Origin of the sequence: Moorena sp. SIO4A5, from assembly GCF_010672005.1 — a bacterium.
GTDB lineage: Bacteria > Cyanobacteriota > Cyanobacteriia > Cyanobacteriales > Coleofasciculaceae > Moorena.
The window spans coordinates 22652-43378 of the sequence record NZ_JAAHHZ010000002.1 but is presented as its reverse complement, the minus strand read 5'-3'; the positions used below and the strand labels follow the sequence as shown (position 1 = coordinate 43378).

24 protein-coding genes and 2 pseudogenes are annotated in these 20727 nt (G+C 43.8%); 10 read left to right on the top strand and 16 right to left on the bottom strand.

Annotated features, from left to right (window positions below; translation table 11 throughout):
- Window positions 1–107: 107 nt before the first annotated feature.
- The 3 genes from F6K57_RS01695 to gpmI all read right to left on the bottom strand — a co-directional run bounded on the left by F6K57_RS01695 (window position 108) and on the right by gpmI (window position 2901).
- Window positions 108–977 carry a peptidase gene (locus tag F6K57_RS01695; protein ID WP_293064255.1) on the bottom strand — a complete coding sequence of 290 codons (870 nt, stop codon included), beginning with the start codon at window positions 975–977 and terminating at the stop codon, window positions 108–110.
- A gap of 17 nt (window positions 978–994) precedes the next feature.
- Window positions 995–1225: a preprotein translocase subunit SecG gene (gene secG, locus F6K57_RS01690; protein ID WP_008191847.1), complete on the bottom strand. Its 231-nt coding sequence runs from the start codon at window positions 1223–1225 to the stop codon at window positions 995–997.
- 77 nt (window positions 1226–1302) lie between these two features.
- Complete coding sequence (gene gpmI / locus F6K57_RS01685; protein ID WP_293064487.1) at window positions 1303–2901, bottom strand: 2,3-bisphosphoglycerate-independent phosphoglycerate mutase; 1599 nt, start codon at window positions 2899–2901, stop codon at window positions 1303–1305.
- Window positions 2902–3361: 460 nt separating this feature from the next.
- Here gpmI and purN point away from each other — a divergent pair, with 460 nt between their 5' ends.
- Entirely contained in the window at window positions 3362–4021 is a 660-nt protein-coding gene (purN, locus tag F6K57_RS01680; RefSeq protein ID WP_293064230.1) for a phosphoribosylglycinamide formyltransferase, read from the top strand.
- Between the two features lie 205 nt (window positions 4022–4226).
- On the opposite strand, the gene F6K57_RS01675 is transcribed toward purN, so the two are convergent.
- The 8 genes from F6K57_RS01675 to F6K57_RS01640 all read right to left on the bottom strand — a co-directional run bounded on the left by F6K57_RS01675 (window position 4227) and on the right by F6K57_RS01640 (window position 8228).
- The gene (locus F6K57_RS01675; RefSeq protein WP_075903748.1) at window positions 4227–4820 is read right to left on the bottom strand and encodes a CPBP family intramembrane glutamic endopeptidase; all 594 of its coding nucleotides are present in this window, start codon (window positions 4818–4820) and stop codon (window positions 4227–4229) included.
- Window positions 4820–5926 carry a DUF3326 domain-containing protein gene (locus tag F6K57_RS01670; RefSeq protein WP_075903749.1) on the bottom strand — a complete coding sequence of 369 codons (1107 nt, stop codon included), beginning with the start codon at window positions 5924–5926 and terminating at the stop codon, window positions 4820–4822. The genes F6K57_RS01675 and F6K57_RS01670 overlap by 1 nt, the downstream gene beginning before the upstream one ends.
- Before the next feature lie 3 nt (window positions 5927–5929).
- Window positions 5930–6109: a hypothetical protein gene (locus F6K57_RS01665; protein ID WP_075903751.1), complete on the bottom strand. Its 180-nt coding sequence runs from the start codon at window positions 6107–6109 to the stop codon at window positions 5930–5932.
- A gap of 295 nt (window positions 6110–6404) precedes the next feature.
- Window positions 6405–6725: a 2Fe-2S iron-sulfur cluster-binding protein gene (locus F6K57_RS01660; RefSeq protein WP_293064224.1), complete on the bottom strand. Its 321-nt coding sequence runs from the start codon at window positions 6723–6725 to the stop codon at window positions 6405–6407.
- 305 nt (window positions 6726–7030) lie between these two features.
- Window positions 7031–7396 (bottom strand): hypothetical protein, encoded by a 366-nt coding sequence (locus F6K57_RS01655; RefSeq protein ID WP_143727835.1) that lies wholly within the window; start codon window positions 7394–7396, stop codon window positions 7031–7033.
- 22 nt (window positions 7397–7418) lie between these two features.
- On the bottom strand, window positions 7419–7688 hold the full coding sequence (locus tag F6K57_RS01650; RefSeq protein ID WP_293024556.1) for a hypothetical protein: 270 nt from the start codon (window positions 7686–7688) through the stop codon (window positions 7419–7421).
- A complete protein-coding gene (locus tag F6K57_RS01645; protein WP_143727837.1) occupies window positions 7627–7890 on the bottom strand; it encodes a hypothetical protein in 264 nt (87 codons plus the stop codon). The genes F6K57_RS01650 and F6K57_RS01645 overlap by 62 nt, the downstream gene beginning before the upstream one ends.
- A complete protein-coding gene (locus F6K57_RS01640) occupies window positions 7890–8228 on the bottom strand; it encodes a hypothetical protein (protein WP_075903757.1) in 339 nt (112 codons plus the stop codon). The genes F6K57_RS01645 and F6K57_RS01640 overlap by 1 nt, the downstream gene beginning before the upstream one ends.
- Before the next feature lie 95 nt (window positions 8229–8323).
- Between F6K57_RS01640 and F6K57_RS01635 the strand changes: the two are divergent.
- The 9 genes and pseudogenes from F6K57_RS01635 to F6K57_RS01590 all read left to right on the top strand — a co-directional run.
- Window positions 8324–8770: pseudogene (locus F6K57_RS01635) on the top strand (carbamoyltransferase C-terminal domain-containing protein); the annotation flags it as partial.
- An 85-nt stretch (window positions 8771–8855) separates the two neighbouring features.
- The gene (locus F6K57_RS01630) at window positions 8856–9083 is read left to right on the top strand and encodes a hypothetical protein (RefSeq protein ID WP_293064220.1); all 228 of its coding nucleotides are present in this window, start codon (window positions 8856–8858) and stop codon (window positions 9081–9083) included.
- A gap of 5 nt (window positions 9084–9088) precedes the next feature.
- A complete protein-coding gene (locus F6K57_RS01625) occupies window positions 9089–10063 on the top strand; it encodes a glycosyltransferase family A protein (RefSeq protein ID WP_293064218.1) in 975 nt (324 codons plus the stop codon).
- Window positions 10002–10642: pseudogene (locus F6K57_RS41805) on the top strand (cyclase family protein). The gene F6K57_RS01625 and the pseudogene F6K57_RS41805 overlap by 62 nt, the downstream one beginning before the upstream one ends.
- 203 nt (window positions 10643–10845) lie before the next feature.
- Entirely contained in the window at window positions 10846–11259 is a 414-nt protein-coding gene (locus F6K57_RS01610) for a hypothetical protein (RefSeq protein WP_364300882.1), read from the top strand.
- 189 nt (window positions 11260–11448) lie between these two features.
- Window positions 11449–12381: a phosphoglycerate dehydrogenase gene (locus tag F6K57_RS01605; RefSeq protein WP_293064210.1), complete on the top strand. Its 933-nt coding sequence runs from the start codon at window positions 11449–11451 to the stop codon at window positions 12379–12381.
- Window positions 12382–12392: 11 nt separating this feature from the next.
- The gene (locus F6K57_RS01600) at window positions 12393–13127 is read left to right on the top strand and encodes an SDR family oxidoreductase (RefSeq protein WP_198954210.1); all 735 of its coding nucleotides are present in this window, start codon (window positions 12393–12395) and stop codon (window positions 13125–13127) included.
- 444 nt (window positions 13128–13571) lie between these two features.
- Window positions 13572–14024 (top strand): hypothetical protein, encoded by a 453-nt coding sequence (locus F6K57_RS01595; RefSeq protein ID WP_293064205.1) that lies wholly within the window; start codon window positions 13572–13574, stop codon window positions 14022–14024.
- 157 nt (window positions 14025–14181) lie between these two features.
- Entirely contained in the window at window positions 14182–15087 is a 906-nt protein-coding gene (locus tag F6K57_RS01590; protein ID WP_293064202.1) for an NAD(P)-dependent oxidoreductase, read from the top strand.
- A gap of 303 nt (window positions 15088–15390) precedes the next feature.
- Here the strand turns inward: F6K57_RS01590 and F6K57_RS01585 are convergent, their stop codons facing one another.
- From F6K57_RS01585 to F6K57_RS01565, 5 genes are all read right to left on the bottom strand, one after another.
- Window positions 15391–15780 carry a response regulator gene (locus tag F6K57_RS01585; RefSeq protein WP_293017591.1) on the bottom strand — a complete coding sequence of 130 codons (390 nt, stop codon included), beginning with the start codon at window positions 15778–15780 and terminating at the stop codon, window positions 15391–15393.
- A 334-nt stretch (window positions 15781–16114) separates the two neighbouring features.
- Window positions 16115–16678, bottom strand: a complete 564-nt coding sequence (locus tag F6K57_RS01580; RefSeq protein ID WP_293017592.1) for a calcium-binding protein — start codon at window positions 16676–16678, stop codon at window positions 16115–16117.
- 564 nt (window positions 16679–17242) lie between these two features.
- On the bottom strand, window positions 17243–17848 hold the full coding sequence (locus tag F6K57_RS01575; protein WP_293064198.1) for a Crp/Fnr family transcriptional regulator: 606 nt from the start codon (window positions 17846–17848) through the stop codon (window positions 17243–17245).
- A 592-nt stretch (window positions 17849–18440) separates the two neighbouring features.
- Entirely contained in the window at window positions 18441–19874 is a 1434-nt protein-coding gene (locus F6K57_RS01570; protein WP_293064195.1) for an adenylate/guanylate cyclase domain-containing protein, read from the bottom strand.
- Window positions 19875–19900: 26 nt separating this feature from the next.
- Window positions 19901–20713 carry a GAF domain-containing protein gene (locus F6K57_RS01565; RefSeq protein WP_293017598.1) on the bottom strand — a complete coding sequence of 271 codons (813 nt, stop codon included), beginning with the start codon at window positions 20711–20713 and terminating at the stop codon, window positions 19901–19903.
- Window positions 20714–20727: the final 14 nt, after the last annotated feature.

Below are 20727 nucleotides of genomic sequence, written 5' to 3'. Positions count from 1 at the left end.
ACTTCCCCTCCTGGGAGGGGTTAGGGGTGGGTCCCACCCTCCCTCTAATTATGGGTATTCAACCTGACTTGATATTAGCTGGGGCTTGTCCTATGGATGCAAGCCTTTTACCTTTTACCTTTTATCTTAATCAAAGGCCATCCCAACCGAGTTGGCTGTTCGTATATTCGTTTGAGGGTATTGATGTCTCTAGCAGAAATTCTCGGGGGATTGCGAACTTGGGAAAAGTATAGCGCATCAGTTTTTAAAGGAGAATGACCCCAAATACCTAGTGCATGACCGAGTTCGTGACGGGCAGTGGCAAGGGTGTAGTCAATGGATTGCTCAGGGGAGAGAAGTATGGTAAACTTATGTAATAATAGATTATCTACTATTTGCTCTGGTGCCCTGATGGATTGCCCCAGGTAAAATTCATAGCGAGTAACGGCTGAGCGAGCGCGAGACCAATCAAAGGTTCCAGTCTCACGATTCAAGGAGACTTTTAGAGGAGGGCGCGATCGCAAAATCGATATATCTGCTAATTCCTGCTGGTCAACTAGTTCTAGGGGCAAATACACCCCCCATTCTGCCACCGCCTTTAACACCGCATCAACCCATTGTTGGAAGCGCTGGTGCTTAGCATCAACCACAGCAGGTGCTTGGGGGTGTTCCACATAAACCTTCACGGGAAACTGAGACCAGATCAGATAACCTAAGGGAGTCCCCTTGATTTCAGCAAAATAATCACCGCTGCCGGTAGGGTCTTGCCACTGGGCAAGGGGATTTGGTAGAGGGTGAGGCTTAGGAGCTGGTAGGGCAGGTGAGGTGACTGGCATCGAAGCCACGATAGCAGAGGAGGCTTCTGTTAATTGGTTAAACTTTAGGTATAAACCGGCTGCGGTGCTGGACTGAATCAACATAACTAACAGACAAGTGACACCCCCTAGAAACAGGGCTATCCATAGCTGCTGATCGTTTTTATCCCACCTACTCCCCAAGGTTTAACTCTAATTATTTACTGGTTTAACCAACCTGCACTTAAAATCACTGTCAAGCTCATAAAGGTAATCGCCAAGATCCAGGTCACCCGGTTCAGGGCTTTTTCAGCACTCTTGGTGCTGGTAAACAGCTGAGCTTGACCACCGATACCGCCAAGGCCATCTCCCTTGGGACTATGGAGCAAAACCAAAATAATCAGACCCAAGCCAGATAAAACCCAAATAATTTGCAGGATTTGATTAACCATTCTTTTGACAATATTACGGCATTGAGAAGTTTTGAACTCTCCCTCGGTTAAAACAAAGGGGTTCTCAACTTCCTGTGTTATAGAGAAACTCGCACGGGTGTCCGATTATTACGGACTTCCAACTTAGCGGGTTGGATCATAGAACGCCCAGTCATTTCTTTTGGCTGGGGAAGTTGCAAGATTTCCAAGATGGTCGGGGCAATATCTGCCAGACATCCATCACAGCGCAATGCAACTTCTGTACCATGTCCAGGGATTTTTAATTTTTCCCCTTCTACTAGGATAAAGGGTACTGGGTTGGTCGTGTGAGCTGTCCAAGGATTACCTGTCTCATCACGCATAGTCTCGGCGTTGCCGTGGTCAGCAGTAATGAGGGTAGTGCCACCAACTTTAATAATCCTATCAATTAAGCGTCCTAGGCAGCGGTCTACGGTTTCCACTGCTTCTATGCAGGCTTCCACATTGCCAGTATGGCCCACCATATCAGTGTTGGCATAGTTAATCACTACCAGGGAGTAAATGCGTTTTTCGATGGCTGCGATCACTTCATCGGTCACTTCCTTAGCTGACATGGCTGGTGCTTTATCATAGGTTGGTACCATCGGACTTTGCACCAATTTCCGGTCTTCACCCTCGAAGGGAACTTCTAGACCACCATTAAAAAAGTAAGTGACGTGGGCGTATTTTTCTGTTTCCGCAGTTCGGAATTGGCGCAACCCATGCTGGGATATAACTTCCCCCAGAATATTAGTCAAGTTCTGAGGTTCAAAGGCGACCAATACCGGAAAACTGGGGTCATACTGGGTAAAGGTGGCAAAGGTTAGGGGTTTGATCTGTTCCCGCTCAAAGCCATCAAAGTTAGGATCCACGAAGGCTTGGGTCAGCTGTCTGGCTCTATCTGGGCGGAAGTTAAAGAAAATTACTCCATCTCCTGCTGTCACAGCTCCAGGAGTAAGCCGTGTGGGCAAGATAAACTCGTCAGTAATTTCTGACTCATAAGACTCCTTGAGGAATTGTACTGCTGAGATAGCATTTCCAGGACCATCCTGAGTCATAACTTCATAGGCTTTTGAAATCCTTTCCCAGCGTCGGTCTCGATCCATGGCGTAGTAGCGACCACTAATGGTGGCTATGCATCCAATGCCAACTTGATCAATATAATCTTGAATTTTTTGAATTGCTTCAATGCCGTCGGTCGGTTTAGTATCACGACCATCGGTAATCGCGTGGATATAAACTTCAGATAGATTTTGGGCTTTGGCTAGCGCTAGCAATCCTAGGAGGTGATTGAGATGGGAGTGTACCCCACCCTCAGAACACAAACCCACGATGTGCATCTTCCCACCCCGAGATTTAACCTCTCGGCATACTTGCACAATAGCTTGGTTATCGTTTAAAGTGCCATTTTCCACCGCATCAGAGATGCGCACAAGTTCTTGAGGCACCACACGCCCAGCACCTATATTCAAGTGCCCCACTTCCGAATTGCCCATTTGACCCTCTGGGAGTCCCACGTCCTTTCCAGAGGTGCGAATTAATGTACTCGGATAGGCCGCCCAGAGGCTGTCCATTACAGGGGTGTTTGCTAGGGCTATCCCATTGGCATCAGTTACTTCGCGGTAACCCCAACCGTCTAAGATAACTAGCACCACAGGAGAAACAGGTGCTTGCCTCATCATATCGCCTTTTATCCTACTCTTAATTTCACCGCGATCATATCATTCAAAATCCGCATATTCATGATAAATTTCAATTTTTATTAGGTTTCGGCTCCCAGAGTGAGGATAATGCTTAAATCTTCTCCTAGCAAAGGTTTTGACTACCCCAAGCTAATAGGAATTTATACTCGGAAATCATGGCAAACCCATCTAAATTCTATAAGCCTTACTCAGACAAAATTGCAAAAAATAAGTAAAATTACTTATTGTATGACTCTCATATACCTTGACTCGGAAATTAAGCTTTGTATGCAATTAATTAGGCGTGCCGGTGCATGTTTGGCTCACAGCTACTGACAGCCTACACTTACAAGTAACAGAGGTGTAGGAAGTTTACAGAAACTCATTTATCTCAACATTCCTATAAAATTGGTATGTATAAGGTAATGCTTATGAAGGTGTGATCGCATTTCCCGATATGACTGCCAATATAACTTCTCCAGATTCCAGCCCTAGCTTGATTTCCCCTAACATTTCCTCCCAACAGAGCGTAGACTCCTTACCGACTACTTCCCCTGTGAAACTGGGAGTGATGGCTTCCGGAAGTGGCAGTAACTTTGAAGCGATAGCTAGTGCGATCGCAAACGGCCAACTCAATGCCCAAATCAGCGTGCTCATTTACAATAATCCAGGCATTAAAGCGTTAGCTAGAGCTGAAAAATACGGCATTCCAGCGGTTCTACATAATCACCGGCACACCAAAAAACGGGAAGATTTCGATCAACAAATTGTCGAAACTTTACGACAGTATGAGGTGGAGTGGGTCGTGATGGCTGGTTGGATGCGAGTGGTGACACAGGTACTCCTAGACGCTTTCCCTAATCGGATTCTCAATATCCATCCCAGCTTATTACCTACTTTCAAAGGTGTGCGCGCTGTGGAACAAGCCCTTGAGGCTGGGGTAAAAATTACAGGGTGTACGGTTCACGTGGTCAGTCTAGATGTTGACAGTGGTCCAATCCTTTTCCAGGCAGCTGTTCCTGTGCTACCCGATGATACCCCAGAAACCCTCCATGCCCGGATTCAAGTCCAAGAACATCGGATTCTAGTCGAAGCGATCGCATTAATCAATTGTTAATTGTTATTTAGCAAAGGGAGCAGGGAGTAGGGAGTAGGGAGTAGGGAGTAGGGAGTAGGGAGTAGGGAGTAGGGAGTAGGGAACAGGGCAGAAAAATTATCACAATTTATTGAGGATTATTATTTAATTGTTATTTAGTTGTTAATTTTTATTTAATTTTTAATTTTTATTTAATTTTTAATTAAATTTAATAGTCTTTTCTAGTCTATGTTGTATTTTCTAGATTACCTAATTTCCATACCAAGCTAGAGACAAAGTTAGTCACGATATGAGCTACAATTGGTACGAGTAAGTTGTCTGTTGCTACTGCACTATACCCGAGAAGCAAACCAACAAGGGTTGCCCAAACTACATAGGGCCATTGTTGGATACCGCTTAGATGCAAAATCCCAAATAGCATACTGGAGGCTATGATACCGATAGCATTCAACCCTACTGCTGGCAACATGACACCCCGAAACAGTAATTCTTCACTCATACCGGGCAACAGTCCTAGCCACATTAAATCTGGTATGATTAGGGGCTTGAGAATTAACTTTAGGTATACTTCTGCACTCTGGCGATAAGCTGGCCAAAGACGATAGACTAAGCCACTGGCTGCAGTAATTCCCAACCCCATGGCTAGTCCTATAACTAGGGCATTGGGGGTAAATTTGATGGGCAGGAGAGTCAGCTTGCCTAGTTGCAGCCATAGCTTGGCAAAGATTAGTAAGACTACGGCAGTTATACCCATTGCCACTAGTACTTGGATGCGGGTTAGGGGTTCAAGTTCGGGATTATCGGGAATTTGTTTTGTCACTAGGAAAAATTTAAGCGACGCAGGGATGATAGGGATGGACTCAGAGCTTTAGGACTGATCCCAGCACGATGGCTAACCAGCAAGCCTAGAGCCTCTAAATATGAGTTTACTCGTATTGCTTTAATTCCCAAAGGTTCTGGAGGTACTTCCATGGTAGTTTGGTTTTCTTCAACGGAAATGATCTGGGTTTGCAGCTGGCTAAAGCTTAACATTGCACTACCACCACAGGCGGTCGCTGGTATGACAATCGCATCTACATCATCAGGCCAGATGTCCCCTGGTTTTGAGGAAATCGTTTGAGAATCTGGATTAGCAACGGAGGAGGGGGCATTTGTTTGGTTAACGACAAATTGGGGAGCGCGACTCAATCCTACTAAAACACAGGGTAAGAAGGTATAGCCCAATTCCTCTGCTGCTGAACGAGGTGACAAATTAGGATCGATGGGTAAAGGCATCAATGCTGGTGCATGAGCACAGGGAATTTGAAAGGTACGAACAATCAAGTGACTGATAATGGCTTCAGCACCAGCGAGGGGGTCTACGCCTCGACCATGACGGTAATCTTGCAATGCTTGACTATCAATGTCATCGGGAAAACGCACGACTACTGCGATCGCATTTGCTCCGGCTTGCTCGATCAGGACTTGGGCTGCTCGCAATAAACTATCGGGATTTCCAATTGTTCCCCAACTCGCTCCAGATGCTGCTGTGCGCAGTTCTACATTTAAGGGAGCATCTGTGACTACGTAGTCGGTTAGATTCAGTCCTAGGGTAGCTCTGGTGGCATCTGCTGCTTGTAGGTGTCTCAAACGTAGTTCCGGTTCAATCCCCTGATCCAGGAGTAATCCCACTCGGTTCTGATGTACAGGGCGTAATCCCCAGCATCCAGCCGCAAATTTGTCAAGTCCATAGCCTTCTACATAGAAGGCGTTGGGTAAGTTCCAGTACAACTGGGCACCATTGAGGACATTGGGATGGGTGATTAAGCGATCGCAAACTTGTGCGATCGCTCTAGCTACTGGCAAGGCATCCCCGGCATACCCACCAATCGACGCTCCTACACCAGTAGGAATGATTAAAACAACGGTATAGGCACGCTGATTCACTTACTATTTGCGCTCTTTAGTCACAATCGCCTCTACCGTAGCTTTCTCCTGCTCAGGGTCTACATGGGTAACTGCCCAGCGCAGGGGTTCTCCCCGTTCTTGTAGTTCTGCTTCAATAGCTTGGTGCAGTTCCTTAGGGGACTCTTGGAGGTCAATTTCTGCAGTAATGAAATGGGTTGTCATAGTTTTCTCCCTAATTCTAATTAGGATAATCTGGCTATCCTAATCTATCTAACCATTACTTCTCGCTATTAGGCTAATGGTATTTGATTATATTTAAGCATTCAGCTATCAGCCGTCAGTCGTCAGCTAATCAACGGTCGGTAGTAAACAAGCTGGGGCTGCTGATACGGCTGCTTGAAAATCCCTGCTTGTTTTACTCATCAAACCCGGAGCAGTTAAAGCCTCTGATAGCTGATAGCTCATAGCTGATAGCTGACAGCTAAATACTTAAGATTATATAGCAGCACTGACCTGATCACGGCTGACCAAACTGCCGGTCGTACACTTCATCTTCTTTTTCGGTGTCAAATTTCAGGTTAGAGCGGGGATAAGCTACACACAGCAGCACATAGCCTTCTGCTTGGAGTTCTGGCCCTAAACCCATCCCATCGGTTTGGTCTACACTGCCTTCTGCTACTCGTTTGGCAGCGCAAGTGGTACAGACTCCAGCGGTGCAGGAACTGGGTAAATCTATCCCCGCCCCATGGCCAGCTTCAAGAATTTTTTGATCCTCTGGCACCTCTATAGTGTATGTGTTGCCTTTGTGATTAAATTCGACGGTGTAAGTCTTGGGCATTGTATCAATTTCGAGCTTGATACTCCCAATCCTATGAATAGGACGGGGAGGGTCACTGGCTTATTTTAGCGCTTTGTGGGATATAAATTAAGCTGGTGCCTTCGTTAGCCGAACCGCGAGAAGCCCCGCGCTCTACCCGGTAGGGTGAGCGTCTTGAAGTTACCGTAAGGATAGGGTCGCCTTTAGGGTTGGCAGGCTATGCATAAAAGAGGTGCGACCCGTGGCGAATTTAATTACGGGTCAAGGGCACCTTTGGTTGAAACTTATTGATTAAGGCGACCCTACCTTCTTTCAAGGGTAGGTTTTTAAGATAAAGGGCTGAGGATAGAAAAGGAATACTTGGAGAAAAATCGGGAAAAAATTGACCGATAGGTAACGGAAGATGATTGAGTAGAGCAGCAAGAATCAGCTAACTTGCCCCGACGAAAACAGCTCAAAACACGGGGTTTCGGTGTACCGGTGTCAGAGTTTTGACTCTCGACAGGGGTTGCCGGTAACTGTTGTGAGTCGTTGAAGGATAGATCAGGATCAGATTCCCCTCCAACACTGACGACCCAAAAGGTGGCGATGGCAATTGCCAACCAATGACGCTCAGCCCTTTGGGGGTCAGTCATTTTCGTCTGGTGCCATTGCCAACCTCCCCGCCAACGTATCCTTGAAGAGACACTCAATCCAAGAACCCATTCGATACCATCAACCCTCAGCTTGATCTGGGTCGAGATCGGTGACAATCAACCAAGGATCTGAGTACCCAGAGTCCCATCGAGCCAGCAAGGTACAACTGAGGGGATTGCTAGAAAAGCAAGTTACTCGACCTGACCAGCTTTGACCGTTCTGGGTCACCACTGTGGTTAAAGGAACAAAGCTGGGTTGACCCACCGGATGAAACTGTCGAAGTTGGTTAATTCGTAAAAACGGATGCCAACCCTGTTGTTGAATTGCAACGCACGAGCCACTTGGCATACAGTCCTCGGTCAGCCATCACCAAAACTAACCAGTCCTGGGGAATTGTGTTTGTAAGGTGGGAGAGTAAATCCAGCCAATAGGGTTGCCAACTGCCTTTAGCCTTGGCTTCGATCACTTTCCAAGCCACAGGAATACCGCAGCCGCGATAGACAACCCTCACAACTAAGAGGGTAAATCGGCAACAAAAGGAACGAAGCATCAAGAGCTAAAACCATCGATTTTTTCTGGGGAGGCCATCCATTTAACACCCATTGCAGGAGTGGGGCTTGCACAGCTGGTGACATCAAGTTCAGCTCGTTTATCCCCTTTTTTGTCTTGCTGATTTCTGTACCACTCCCGCAACTGTTGACGTACAGTGTTTTCTTTTTTGCCGAGCAAGGCCGCTAGAAAAACTGCCACTGTGGTCAGTCCACAAGAGCCGGTCATCACAATGCCAAAACTCCACATCCCTAAAACCTCTGCTTGAGGTTTGCTCAGATGGGGCATTTTTTTAGTCACTGTCCTCAACCATTTTTGGTAATCTTGATTCTTCTTCATGGCTGTGTTCCCTTAGCCGCTGTTTAAGAGCATCGCGTTTTTTTCCAGTTTATTAAAAACCTACCCCTGAAAGGCGTGGTTAATGGGGTCCAAGAGCATTAGGAAACCGCTCGATTGTAGCCGATCCACGCCAACTAGAAATGAAGGAAATTGTCAATACCAAAATTAAATTTAGAGAAGCATTTCGTCCTTTTGCACCAGTTATCTTAGCCGAACAGGTAAATCAGTATTTTTCCGGTTCTAACTTACAAAACCAATATCTGCCTCGCTATATGCAGATGGTGGCACCAATTCTTGAAGATAAGCAAGAGCAAATTCAAGCTGTCTGTCATAATGGCACAGGTCGCCTACAAGCTATTCGCCAAGAATCTAACCCGTTCTATTATCAAGTAATCGAAAATTTTGGTGAGGCAACTGGAATTACCGTCCTCTTAAACACTTCCTACAATTTACGGGGTGAACCAATTGTGAATACACCAGAAGATGCCTTGCGCACATTTGCTTACAGTGAGATTGTTCTACTGGTGATGGGGAATTTTTGAGTTTAAAAATCCAATAAACCTCAACCGGTTTTACCTAAACAAAAAGTAAGTTTATCTTAAAAATACCAATACAAAAATAACCATTATGCTAATGTTTGTTGGATTAAAAAAACACTATACAGCGTTTTTCATAACTATTAGGTACACAGCATTTTTTCACTCTTGCCTCTTGCCTCTTGCCTCTTGCCTCTTCCGTCTTACCTCTTCCCTGCTCCCTGCTCCCTGCTCCCTAAAACCCAGGACGAAAGCACCTCAAACGTCGCTGAGAATTGCTACATACTCAACGCTGTACTATAAACCCCATTATAGTTAAGCAAAGTGCCTGAAATATCCATTATCATTCGTTGCTATAACGAAGAAGAACACATCGGTCGTCTGCTCAGTGGCATCATGCAGCAGACAATCCAAGATGTAGAAATCATTGTTGTTGACTCAGGTTCTACTGATGCCACTCCATCCATTGCATCCCGCTATCCCGTCAAACTATTATCCATCAAACCGGAAGAGTTTTCCTTTGGCCGAGCGCTCAACCTTGGATGTCAGGCTGCCACCGGGGAATTCATCGTTATTGCCAGTGCTCACGTTTATCCCATCTACCAAGATTGGATTGAAAAGCTGTTAGCTCCCTTTAAAGATCCTAAGATTGCTTTAACCTACGGAAAACAACGCGGTAACGAAACAAGCAAGTATTCAGAACACCAGATATTTGCTACTTGGTTTCCCGATCAGTCGGTTCATGTCAGGAATCAAGACTATCCTTTCTGTAACAATGCTAATGCTGCGATCCGGCGATCATTGTGGGAAGACGTTCCCTACGACGAAACCCTCACAGGCTTAGAGGATTTGGACTGGGCAAAACGGATTATGCCCTTAGGCTACCGCATTGCTTACGTTCCCGCAGCTGAAATTATTCATGTTCATGAGGAAACCCCCAAACGCATTTACAACCGCTATCAACGAGAAGCCATTGCTCTTAAACAGATTTATCCCCAAGAACACTTCCATTTTTGGGATTTTTTGCGCCTGTTCACCACAAATGTTGTCAGTGACTACTATCATGCATTCCATGACGGTGTTTTCAAGCCAAATTTGCTTTCAATTCCTATATTCCGCTTAATGCAATTCTGGGGTACCTACCAAGGCTTTGCCCAAAGGGGACTAGTCAGCAACCGCCTGCGACAAACCTTTTATTATCCACGCAGCCTATCACCTTACCAGAACACCTTTTCTTATGACAATCGACGACTCATTGACTATGGCTCCTCTGCAAAATCCTCCGAGCAAGTATATTGACATTTCAGTACCCGTATCCCCATACCTTCCCACCTGGCCTGGTAGCCCAGCAATTGAATTTCACCGTCACCTCGATTTAGAACATGGTGATATTGCTACCGATACAACACTGCATTTTAGTGTACATACGGGGACTCACGTTGATGCTCCAATGCATTTCATCCCAGGGAAAGTGTGGAACAGCTACCTCTGGATGTTCTAATCGGAGAGGTTTACGTTGTAGTTGTGCCCGATGATGTCGATGTAATCACCGCAGAGGTATTAAAGCAGTTAACTCTACCTGCCAACATACAGCGTTTGCTTTTGCACACGCGAAACTATCGGCTGTGGCGATCGCAAGTGCGGGAATTTCAGCCGGACTTTGTGGCGCTCACAGCAGATGCGGCTGAATGGGTAGTTGAACGGGGAATTAGGTTAATTGGGGTGGATTATTTGTCAGTCCAACGTTTTGATGATGGTCCGGAAACTCATCAAATTCTGCTAAAATCCGAGGTTGTTATTATTGAAGGCTTGAATTTAACGGATATTTCAACTGGAAAGTATGAGTTGTTATGTTTCCAATTAAGCTCAAGGGAGTAGAAGGAGCTCCAGCTAGGGTAGTTTTACGTAACTTATCTGATTAAGTATTTACATTTTACTACAAAATTTTTAGATATTAGTTTTTAATGAATTATTTTAATACTGAACCGAAAATTATTGCTCTCTTGCCAATGAAAGCTAACAGCGAGCGAGTCAAGGGTAAAAATTTTAAGCCATTGAATGGTAACCCTTTATTCAAGTGAATTTTAAATGCACTTATTGAGCTAAACGAAGTCTCAAAAGTGATTATAAATACAGATGCTCGCTCTATTCTGGCAGAACACGGATTGGTCGATTCAGATCGAGTTCAGATTCGCGATCGCAAACCAGAATTGTGTGGTGATTTCGTCAGCATGAACCGGATTCTGGCAGATGACATAGCAAATGAACCTGCCGATATTTACTTGATGACCCACACTACAAATCCCCTCCTCAGTGGGACAACAATTCGCAAGGCACTTCAGCAGTTTCTGGAGGCTAGGGCTAGGGGAACTGCTGATTCGCTATTTACAGTTAATCGCTTCCAAACTCGCTTCTACCGTCAAGATGGTTCTGCCATTAACCACAATCCCAATAACCTAATTAGAACTCAGGACTTGGAACCCTGGTACGAATAAAATTCTAATCTCTACATTTTTACACCTTTAAGCTTCGCTGCCACCCAAGCTAGGATTGGCAAGCAACCTATGATGTTTGAAACTCCTCCCTTAGAGTCGATTGATATTGACGATCAAGTGGACTGGCAAATGGCTGAAGCAGTTGCCCAGTATCTCTACCCTTCTTCTGTTGTACAAGCGGCATGAGCAATGAAAGTATTAATTACCTGTCCACCCATGTTAGGTTTGATGGATGAATTCAAACCACTTTTTGCAGCAAAAGCCATTGAAGTTGATTGTCCTCCAGTAGTGCAAACCCTATCCGTGGAAGAACTAAAGTCCCTCATTCCTCAGTATGACGGTTGGATTATTGGCGATGATCCTGCCACTCGCGAAGTGTTTGAGAACGGGAAATCTGGGAAGCTAAAAGCAGCAGTCAAGTGGGGTGTTGGGGTTGATAATGTGGACTTTACAGCAGCGAATGATAATGGTATCTTAGTAGCAAATACCCCTCGTATGTTTGGTGCGGAAGTAGCCGATATTGCCATGGGCTATGTAATTGCCCTAGCACGACAGACTTTCATGATTGACCGAGCCGTTAGAGCAGGAACATGGCTAAAACCAGCAGGCATTTCTCTAGGGGATAAGACGGTTGCTTTAGTTGGGTTTGGGGATATTGGGCGCAATACGGCGAAGCGGCTGTTAGCAGCTGACATGCGGGTAATTGCTTACGATCCTTATTTCCAAGCAGTGGAGGGATTAGAAGCAGTACAACCTGCTACTTGGCCCGCACGCTTGGAAGAAGCCGACTTGATTGTGCTGACCTGTGCGTTAACTAGTGAAAATCGTCATATGCTGAATTCAGAAACATTTGCTTTCGCAAAGCGAGGGGTGCGGGTGATCAATGTTGCCCGAGGTCCATTGATTGATGAAGCAGCATTGGTGGAGGCATTGTCCTCTGGACAGGTGCATTCGGCAGCCTTAGATGTTTTTGAAATGGAACCATTACCGGAAGCCTCTGCGCTACGGCCTTTTGAACAGTGTATTTTTGGCTCCCATAATGCTTCTAATACGGTGGATGCTGTGCGTCGTGCTAGTTATCAGGCAATGCATTTGCTATTTGATTTTCTTGGATGTGCTTAGGAATTGAATACGTGAAAACTGCTTTAATTACTGGAGCTGCGGGTGGCATTGGGCAAGCTTTGTGCCAGGTTTTTAAAGAAGCTAATCACTTTGTGATTGGTCTTGATGTAGTTTCAGCGGCTGCATCCTGCGATGTTATGATTGTCGGCAATTTGCAGAAAATGTGCAGTGATGCAGCTTATTGTTCAGAAATTGTTGAGCAAGTGCGATCGCACTTGCAAAGCAGAGGTTTGACTACCTTAATTAACAATGCAGCAGTGCAAATCCTCAAGCCCACAAACCAACTCACAGTAGAAGATTGGCATCAGACACTAGATGTTAATTTGGTAGCTCCTTTTGTGTTAACTCAGGCATTGCTGCCAGAGTTGGAACAAGCGGTCGGCTCAGTAGTAAATATTGCCAGTATTCACGCAAGCCTTACCAAGCCTGGGTTTGTGTGTTATGCAACCAGTAAGGCAGCTTTGGTGGGTTTAACCAAAAGTATGGCAGTGGATCTTAGGGAAAGAGTCCGGGTAAACGCGATTTGTCCAGCAGCAGTAGCGACACCAATGTTAATGGCTGGGTTTGAAGGGAAGAAGGAAGAGTTTGAGAACTTGTCTCAAATGCATCCTTTAGGGCGGATTGCAGAACCAGCAGAAGTAGCAAAAGTGGCATTGTTTCTATCTTTGCCTGAAGCAAGTTTCATAACTGGTGCAACTTTAAGCGTTGATGGTGGCATTGGAGGACGTTTACACGATCCTATATAGGTTAACAATAAAGATTTATCCGCATATCTAAAGCCCAAACTAGTTAACCAGCTAATTAACCCTTTTACGGCTGAATTGATTATGCTTCAAAAACAATTAGGAGTAGCAATAGATTCAATTGTTGAGTATCTTAATAATTACTCATATCCAGTGTACATTCAATGGTCTTTTAATGATTATAAGCGCCTTTTAAAATTTAAAAATCTTCATAAAAAAGAGGACTGTTTTATTATTGGCAATGGTCCTTACCTTAATAAAATTGATTTATCATTACTGAATAATTATTATACGTTTGGTTTAAACAAAATATACTTAATATTTGATAAAGTAAATTTAAATATTAGCTATCATGTTGCAGTAAACCATTTGGTTTTCGAGCAAAGCGCGAGATAGTTTTAAAAGTAAAACTGTCCATCTTTTTTATCAGCTATATCCGCTGATAATGTGGTAGATAAAAGGGATCATATTTCTAAAATTTTTACAGCAGGTAGTCCTTTCGTTTTTCAGACAGATGCATCGAAGTTAATTTGCGAAGGATACACTGTAACTTATGTAGCAATGCAGCTAGCATTCTATATGGGCTTTAAGAGAATTTTCTTGATAGGAGTCGATCATAACTTTACTGCTGTAGGTAATCCTAACGAAAAACAGTTCCTAAAAGGAGATGACCCAAACCATTTTACCCCTGGGGATTTTGGGAATAAAGAATGGCATCTGCCAGACCTAGAAGGCTCTGAATTAGCCTATCATATGGCTCGATTTAACTTTAATAGATCTGGTAGAGAGATTTATGATGCTACAGTTGATGGTAAACTACAAATTTTTCCAAAAATTACCTTTGAACAAGCTTTAGATATGTGTAAAAAAAAAGGTAGTGGTAAAGATGTAGTGATGTAGGCGTTGGTCTGGTCAAGGTAACGGGAGCTAAAATCACGAATTGTGTACCACTACCGTTTCGCCGAGTCGTTTTTCATCCCCCGCTAAAGTACACGGGCTTTCAAACTCCCGTCTTCTTTCAGGTAAGAATATTATAAGCGGACTTAATGGAATCAGCATGAACACCAATCTTACCTTTCTTGGTCTCGGCGTTATGGGTGGATATATGGCAGCCAATCTTGCCCGTAGTGATTACTCCACCAGTAATTACCCCACTATGGCTTGGAATCGCACCCCCGATCGTCCAGGAGTCAAGATTGCTGCTGATGCTGGAGCCAAGGTAGTCTCATCGATCCGGGAAGCCGTCGAGTCAGCTGACATAATTTTTTCTTGCTTGGGGGATGTCCCAGATGTGGAAGCGGTTATGCTGGGAGCTGAGGGAGTGGCTGAGTATGCCAAACCCGGTACCCTAATTGTGGATTTCACCACCATTGGACCAAATGCAGCCCAGGAAATCAGTGGGGAACTAAAGAAGCACAACCTACGTTTTCTCGATGCACCAGTTTCCGGTGGGGATATCGGAGCCAAAAATGGTACCCTAACAATTATGCTTGGAGGTGAGCAGACGGACTTCGAGCAGTGTAAACCCCTACTGGAAATTCTTGGCAAAACCATTCGCCTGTGTGGTCCGGTGGGCAGCGGTCAAGCAGTTAAACTGTGCAACCAGGTGCTTTGTTCTGTCCATATGGTAGCGCTATGCGAGGCAATGAAGTTGGCAGAACATCAAGGAATTGACCCTAATTTAGTTATTGAGGTTTGTAGCACAGGTGCTGCTGGGTCATGGGCGTTATCCAACTTAGGGCAACAAGTCGCTGAGTCTGACTTTGAGCCTGGTTTCATGATTAAGCACATGGTCAAAGACCTCAGGCTTGTACTCGAAAGCCTCCAGTCTTCTAGTCTGGATTTAGCTGGAGTTGAATTAGCTGACCGTCTTTTCAAAGTTGTTCAACAACTTGACACTGGTACAGGAGGTGAACAGGGAACTCAAGCAATGATCCGTGCTTACGGTGAACTCAGAAGCTGAAGGATGATGGATTTAGTTATACTGCTATCCACTTAAGCCGGGACAGTAGATTAGTGTAAGCATTCAGCTATCAGCTATCAGCTTATGGGCTATGGGCTATGGGCACGCTTATTGATGAGGAAAGCATTTTGAATAAAAGAGGTAAGCATTCGTTTAATCTGAGTTAAGTCTGCTGTTCGCGCAGCGTGAGCCTTTAGCTCACGGCTGACGGCTGACGGCTGTTGGCGTAGCCTGCGCGTAGCGCATATGCTTACAGATTAGTTTTTGATAAATTGGTGATGGCTCGGGAAATCTGTCCTGCTTTCAGCTAGTAGCGGTGATACCAAGTATTTCTTGAGATTTTTCCAAGACTTGATCAGGGTCAAAGGGTTTAGTGAGGTACATATCTGTGCCGACTTCTTTGCCCTTTTGTTTATCAAACTCTTGTCCCTTAGCCGTTAGCATGATCACATAAACATCGTTCATATACAGAACATTTTTGATCTGATTACAGACATCAAACCCACTCATTTTCGGCATCATTAAATCCAGAAATACCAGATTAGGTTGCTCTGACTTAACTTGCTCTAGAGCATCTTCACCATCCTCAGCGGTGAGTAATTCTACCCCTTCATCTTCCAGGTCTTCCAGGGTTTGCTCGATCAGTAGTCTCATATAAGGTTCATCATCAACGATCAAGATTTTTTTAGTCATAGAGCAGTCTGCTGGGTAAAGCATTACCTGTTTCTACACCAATTAATTTACTTGATCAAGTTAGCTATTCCGGATGCTTTGCTGCTAAGTTAGAGCATTTACGCATTTATTAATTAATTAAAAATAAGTATTCAAGCGGACAGGATGTGAGAGTAGCTGTAGCTAAAGTAGGACAAAAAAGTCCCCACACCAAATGGTAATGGGGACATACTGGAGTTGTTCTAGTTGCCGGAAGCTAATAATACCCTGTATAAAAACCTGATCAAGCCAACAGTCTTTTCAGTGTTTAAAACACAACCCTTGCATCTGAGGAAAACTTTTTTATAACACTACTTTAGAAGACTACAGCGGAATTGGTTCTGGTAAAGACGTCTATATCTAACCCCCTATTTAACACTGCAACTTCCGATCCATCAACCGATAAAAAGCCAGTGAAGGCATCGTAACTTACATCAGTGCTGCCTACAACTACGATCGCATCACTTCCTACCTCGAAGTCGAGGATAATATCCAAGTCTCCTTCTAAGAACTGATCTGCGAAAAACTCGTAGATATCGCTGCCGCCGCCACTGATCAGAACATCGGATCCTTCATTGCCAACAACAACATCATCTCCTAAGCCGCCTCGAACAATATCATCTCCCAGACCGCCGAAGACAAAGTCAGTTCCTCCAGCACCCATGATGTTATCGTCTCCTGCTCCAGCCATGAGTATATCTACTTCATCGCCGCCAGCTGCTACATCATTACCGTCGCCAAAAATAAAAATGTTAGTTTGATCTTCTTGTCCTACGGCGAATACACCTCCACCTTCTTGAGGGCTATCAAAAAACATTGCACCCTCAAAGTCGCTTATAAATAGCGGAGCTGTGCTACCTGGACTTAATGTTGCTGCCATTTAATTCTCTCCTTGTTTTAGCTTGAATTTTCTCTAACAGTTGATGTAGGGTGGGCAGTGCACCAGACAGATAATGAAGCTTGCAAAGCGCGTTGGTAGGCACTGCCCACCCTACGATTAATGACAATGGTGCAAGATCTCGGTTAATCACGTTGTATTCAGGTAAATCGTTAATTGTTAATGGTAGTTCATGGGAATTAATGGGAATTAATGGAAGTTACCATCAACAATTAACTATGAGTAAACAGTCTCAAATACTACCTGATTGGATGAGTGTTTAACCGGAATTGATATCAACTATAATTTTTTATAATTGAATAAAAATTATAAAAAATTATAAAAAAGTTAGACTTGCTTGATTAAAATCAAGTGTTATACGGAGCGATTATAAATTCTTATTCAAGGATAAAAATTATAAACAAATTAGACTTACTTGATTCAAATCAAGTTTTACACAGGTCATAGCTTGTCCGGTGAATCACTTCATATTCACGGCAATAGTTAATGCTTAATGGTTAATTGACTCTTGACAATTAACCATTTTCAATTTTTAATTTTCAATTTTTAATTTTCAATTAAGGTAATCAAACGCCTCTTACGAGTAATTGCTCCTGCTTTCTCCAGTTGCATCAAAGCTCGTGATACAGTTTCGGGAGTCAAACCTAGCTCAGCAGCAATTTCTTTGAAGGGTTGGTCTAAGCTGAGAACCGTTTGATTACGGAACTGAGCTAAGTAGTGTAGATATTGAAGTACCCGGTCGTGAGCAGTCCGAATTTCTCGCCACTCTAAACGGACTCTGAGGGAGTGAATGTGTCTAACCAAAATGGTCATGAAATTCTCTGCCAACTCAGGATAAAGGCAAAGGCTTGACAAAAGAAGTTGCTTGGGATAAACAATTACTCGTGAAGCTACCTTAGCAATTGCTGTGTAAGGATAGACCGTTGAGAAAAGAGCACTTTCAGCTAAGCTTTCACCGGCTCTAACCACCTGAAGTGTAACCATTTTCCCTGATTCAGTGTAGTGAACAAGTTTGAATCGCCCTGTTTCCACTACAAAAAAAGACGATGCGGAATTTCCCTGGTAGAATAGCTTCTGTTCAGCAACCAGATTCTGGAAGATGACACCCTGACTTAGAGCAGGGGGAAGGCTCTCAGGTTTCAATAGATTCATCAATAAGGCTTCTAGTACGGCAGGAGATGTGAATAGTTTAAGCAATCATTTTTGCCGATGTCTGTTGGAAAAGATCGCAAAAAATCAGAACTTGAACACAGAAAATGTCCCAGGCAGTAACTAGGAGCAGGAATATCGGAGGGTGCATCTCATAGTTGTAAAACAGAAGGGGAAGTGTGGGAAGTGTGGGAAGTGTGGGAAGTGTGGGAAGTGTGGGAAGTGTGGGAAGTGTGGGAATATTATTATAATTTTTGCCTAATTGCAACAGTGAGATGCAGCCCCTTAATAACACCCCCTAGAAGTATATTTACTACCTAAGTACTGATATAGCACTACGCATTAAGATTAGGACATTCCTAAACTCCGAAACTTAGTCATAGCTTACTTCTGACTTCTGACTTCTGACTTCTGACTTGCGCGTAGCGCTATAACAAGTAACAAGTAACAATTTATCTAAATACGAAATGATTAACTATCGGAGATATTAGGTAAACTGATCTGCTTTTAAATTGGTCATTCCCTGTTCCCTGTTCCCTGTTTCCTGTTCCCTTTGAGTAATTTAGATATCCCAAACTCAATGCTGAACATCGTATCAGTTAATCAGCTCAAATACATCTACTGTTTGCCGTTTTCCTTTGATTGAAACCTGACCCAATTCCCGATAGGTATACTGGTGCTTGGTCGCTTCATAGACACTACCACTGACGAGGATCTGACCCCCGTTGGCCATAGCTTGTAATCTGGCAGCGATATTGACTTCATCACCAATGGCTGTATAGTCCATATGCTGAGGAGAACCAATGTTTCCCACCACGACTTCTCCTGAACTAATCCCAATACCGGTTAGAAAATTCTCCCGGATCCAGGGGGTAGGCATAGTTTTAAGTTGATGTTGCATAGCAATAGCAGCTGCGATCGCTTGTCCCTGATTATCGTCTAGCTTAGAGGGGGCACCAAACATAGCCACAATCATATCCCCCACAAATTTATTGACTGTTCCCTCATGGCTGAAGATGACATCCACCATGGAGGTAAAATATTCGTTCAGGTATTCAACAATTTTATGGGCTTCTAATTCTTCACACCGAGTTGTGAAATTCCGAATATCAGAGAACAATATAGTAATAGGCTTCTTGGCTGGAGTCAGGGAGATATTGCCCTTGGCATCAATAATAGCTTGGACAAGTTGGGAAGGAATATAGCGTTCCAGTCGGCTTTTAATCCGCTCCTCCTGTAGTTTATTTCTATGGAGCAAGGCATTTTCAATAGCTCCTGCTGCTTGAGCTCCAAGAATCGTTAAAAATTTCAAGTCTTGAGCTGTATAATTAACCGGTTTCTCACTACAAAAGTTAATCACCCCCAGCAGACCCTTTTGGGTTTTTAGAGGAGCACAAACCAGAGAGTTGATGGACTTCACAGTAGCAATAAACCTGGTATCATCTTGAACCTGATTTACAATCTCAGCCTTACCAATTCCTAACCCATTCTTGGTCTTACTATTGCTCAGCTGAAAAAATTCTGTTGGATTATACTGTTTGCCAAAGGCTGAGATTATATCTAGTTGCTCAGTTTCGTAATTAATTAACAAGACTGAACCACAATCTCCTGGAATCAGTCTTCTCGCTTCATCCAGGAAAAGCTGAGCAATAGCGGACAGCTCTAAACAGGATGGAATCCGTTCCGAAACTCTATAGAGTAAATTAATTTCTCGGTATTGATCTAAGATAGCACTGCCTAGATCTTTTTTTTCTAATTCTTGATTAGCCAAATAATTCAGGAGTTCTTTAATTGCGATCGCTTTCTGATCACCCTTGACCCAGCCAATCACCTGACCTCTTGCTTCAACGGGATATTTATTAGCTAAGTTACAACGTCCCAATACCGGAATTTTCCTAGGATTATCCAACAGCAACTTTCCGTGGACATCCTCAATCTGGACAGCGGTGTCTATGGCGTCAATCAGTTGACTTATGACCCCTAGCGCTTTTGGCTTAGAAATAATTTTTTTGAGACTGACAGATGCCATACTTTGTGGTAATATTATAAGTTGGCTTAAAAGTATCGATTCAAATTACTCCTCACCCGTTCCTCTCGAAGCATATTTTCATAGAGGATAGCATTAGATATGGCTGATGTGGCTTGAGATGCTAAAGCACTGATCAATTTCAAATCCCTGGCTGTATAGTCTACAGGTTGTTCACTACTGAGCTGAATCACACCAATTACCTGATCTTTGGTCTTGAGTGGGACACACATTAGGGAACTGATCGGATAATCAGATGGCACAAACCTGGGATCCGATGAGACATCGTTAACGATTTCTCCTACACCAGTCATAATCACACTGCGAACAATACCTGCTATCGATTGCTTCTGGGGTCTATACCCCATTTTTGGCTCAAAGCTAGCGAGTACTTCCAGTTGGGATTGGTCTTGGTCTAGCAAAAAGAGAAATCCCCGATTTACTGGAATTAATTCCCTAGTTTGATTAATCACAATTTGAGCAACGTCTTGAGGCATTAAGTTGGCAGTTAATTTCCCCGATAGATTGTAGAGTAAGTTTATTTCTCGATAGTTATCTAAGGTTTCTATAGCAATTGATCGGCGTTCTAGTTCTTGATTGGCTAAATAATTGATTAGAGCGGCAATAGGACGAGCATTCTCTCCTCCTCTAACCCACCCTAAAGTAGTTCCTTTCAGGTCTATCTTGTATTTTCCAGATGAATCATCAGGCTCATCTCCGAATAACAGTTGCTCATCAATGTCTTGAATACTAATATCTCCTCCCAGGGAAGTTATCAGGTTATTGAGCAGTGACGAGATGTCTTTTTTTGCAATTATTTTTTTAATTTTAATAGCGGCCATGCATGTATTAGTTT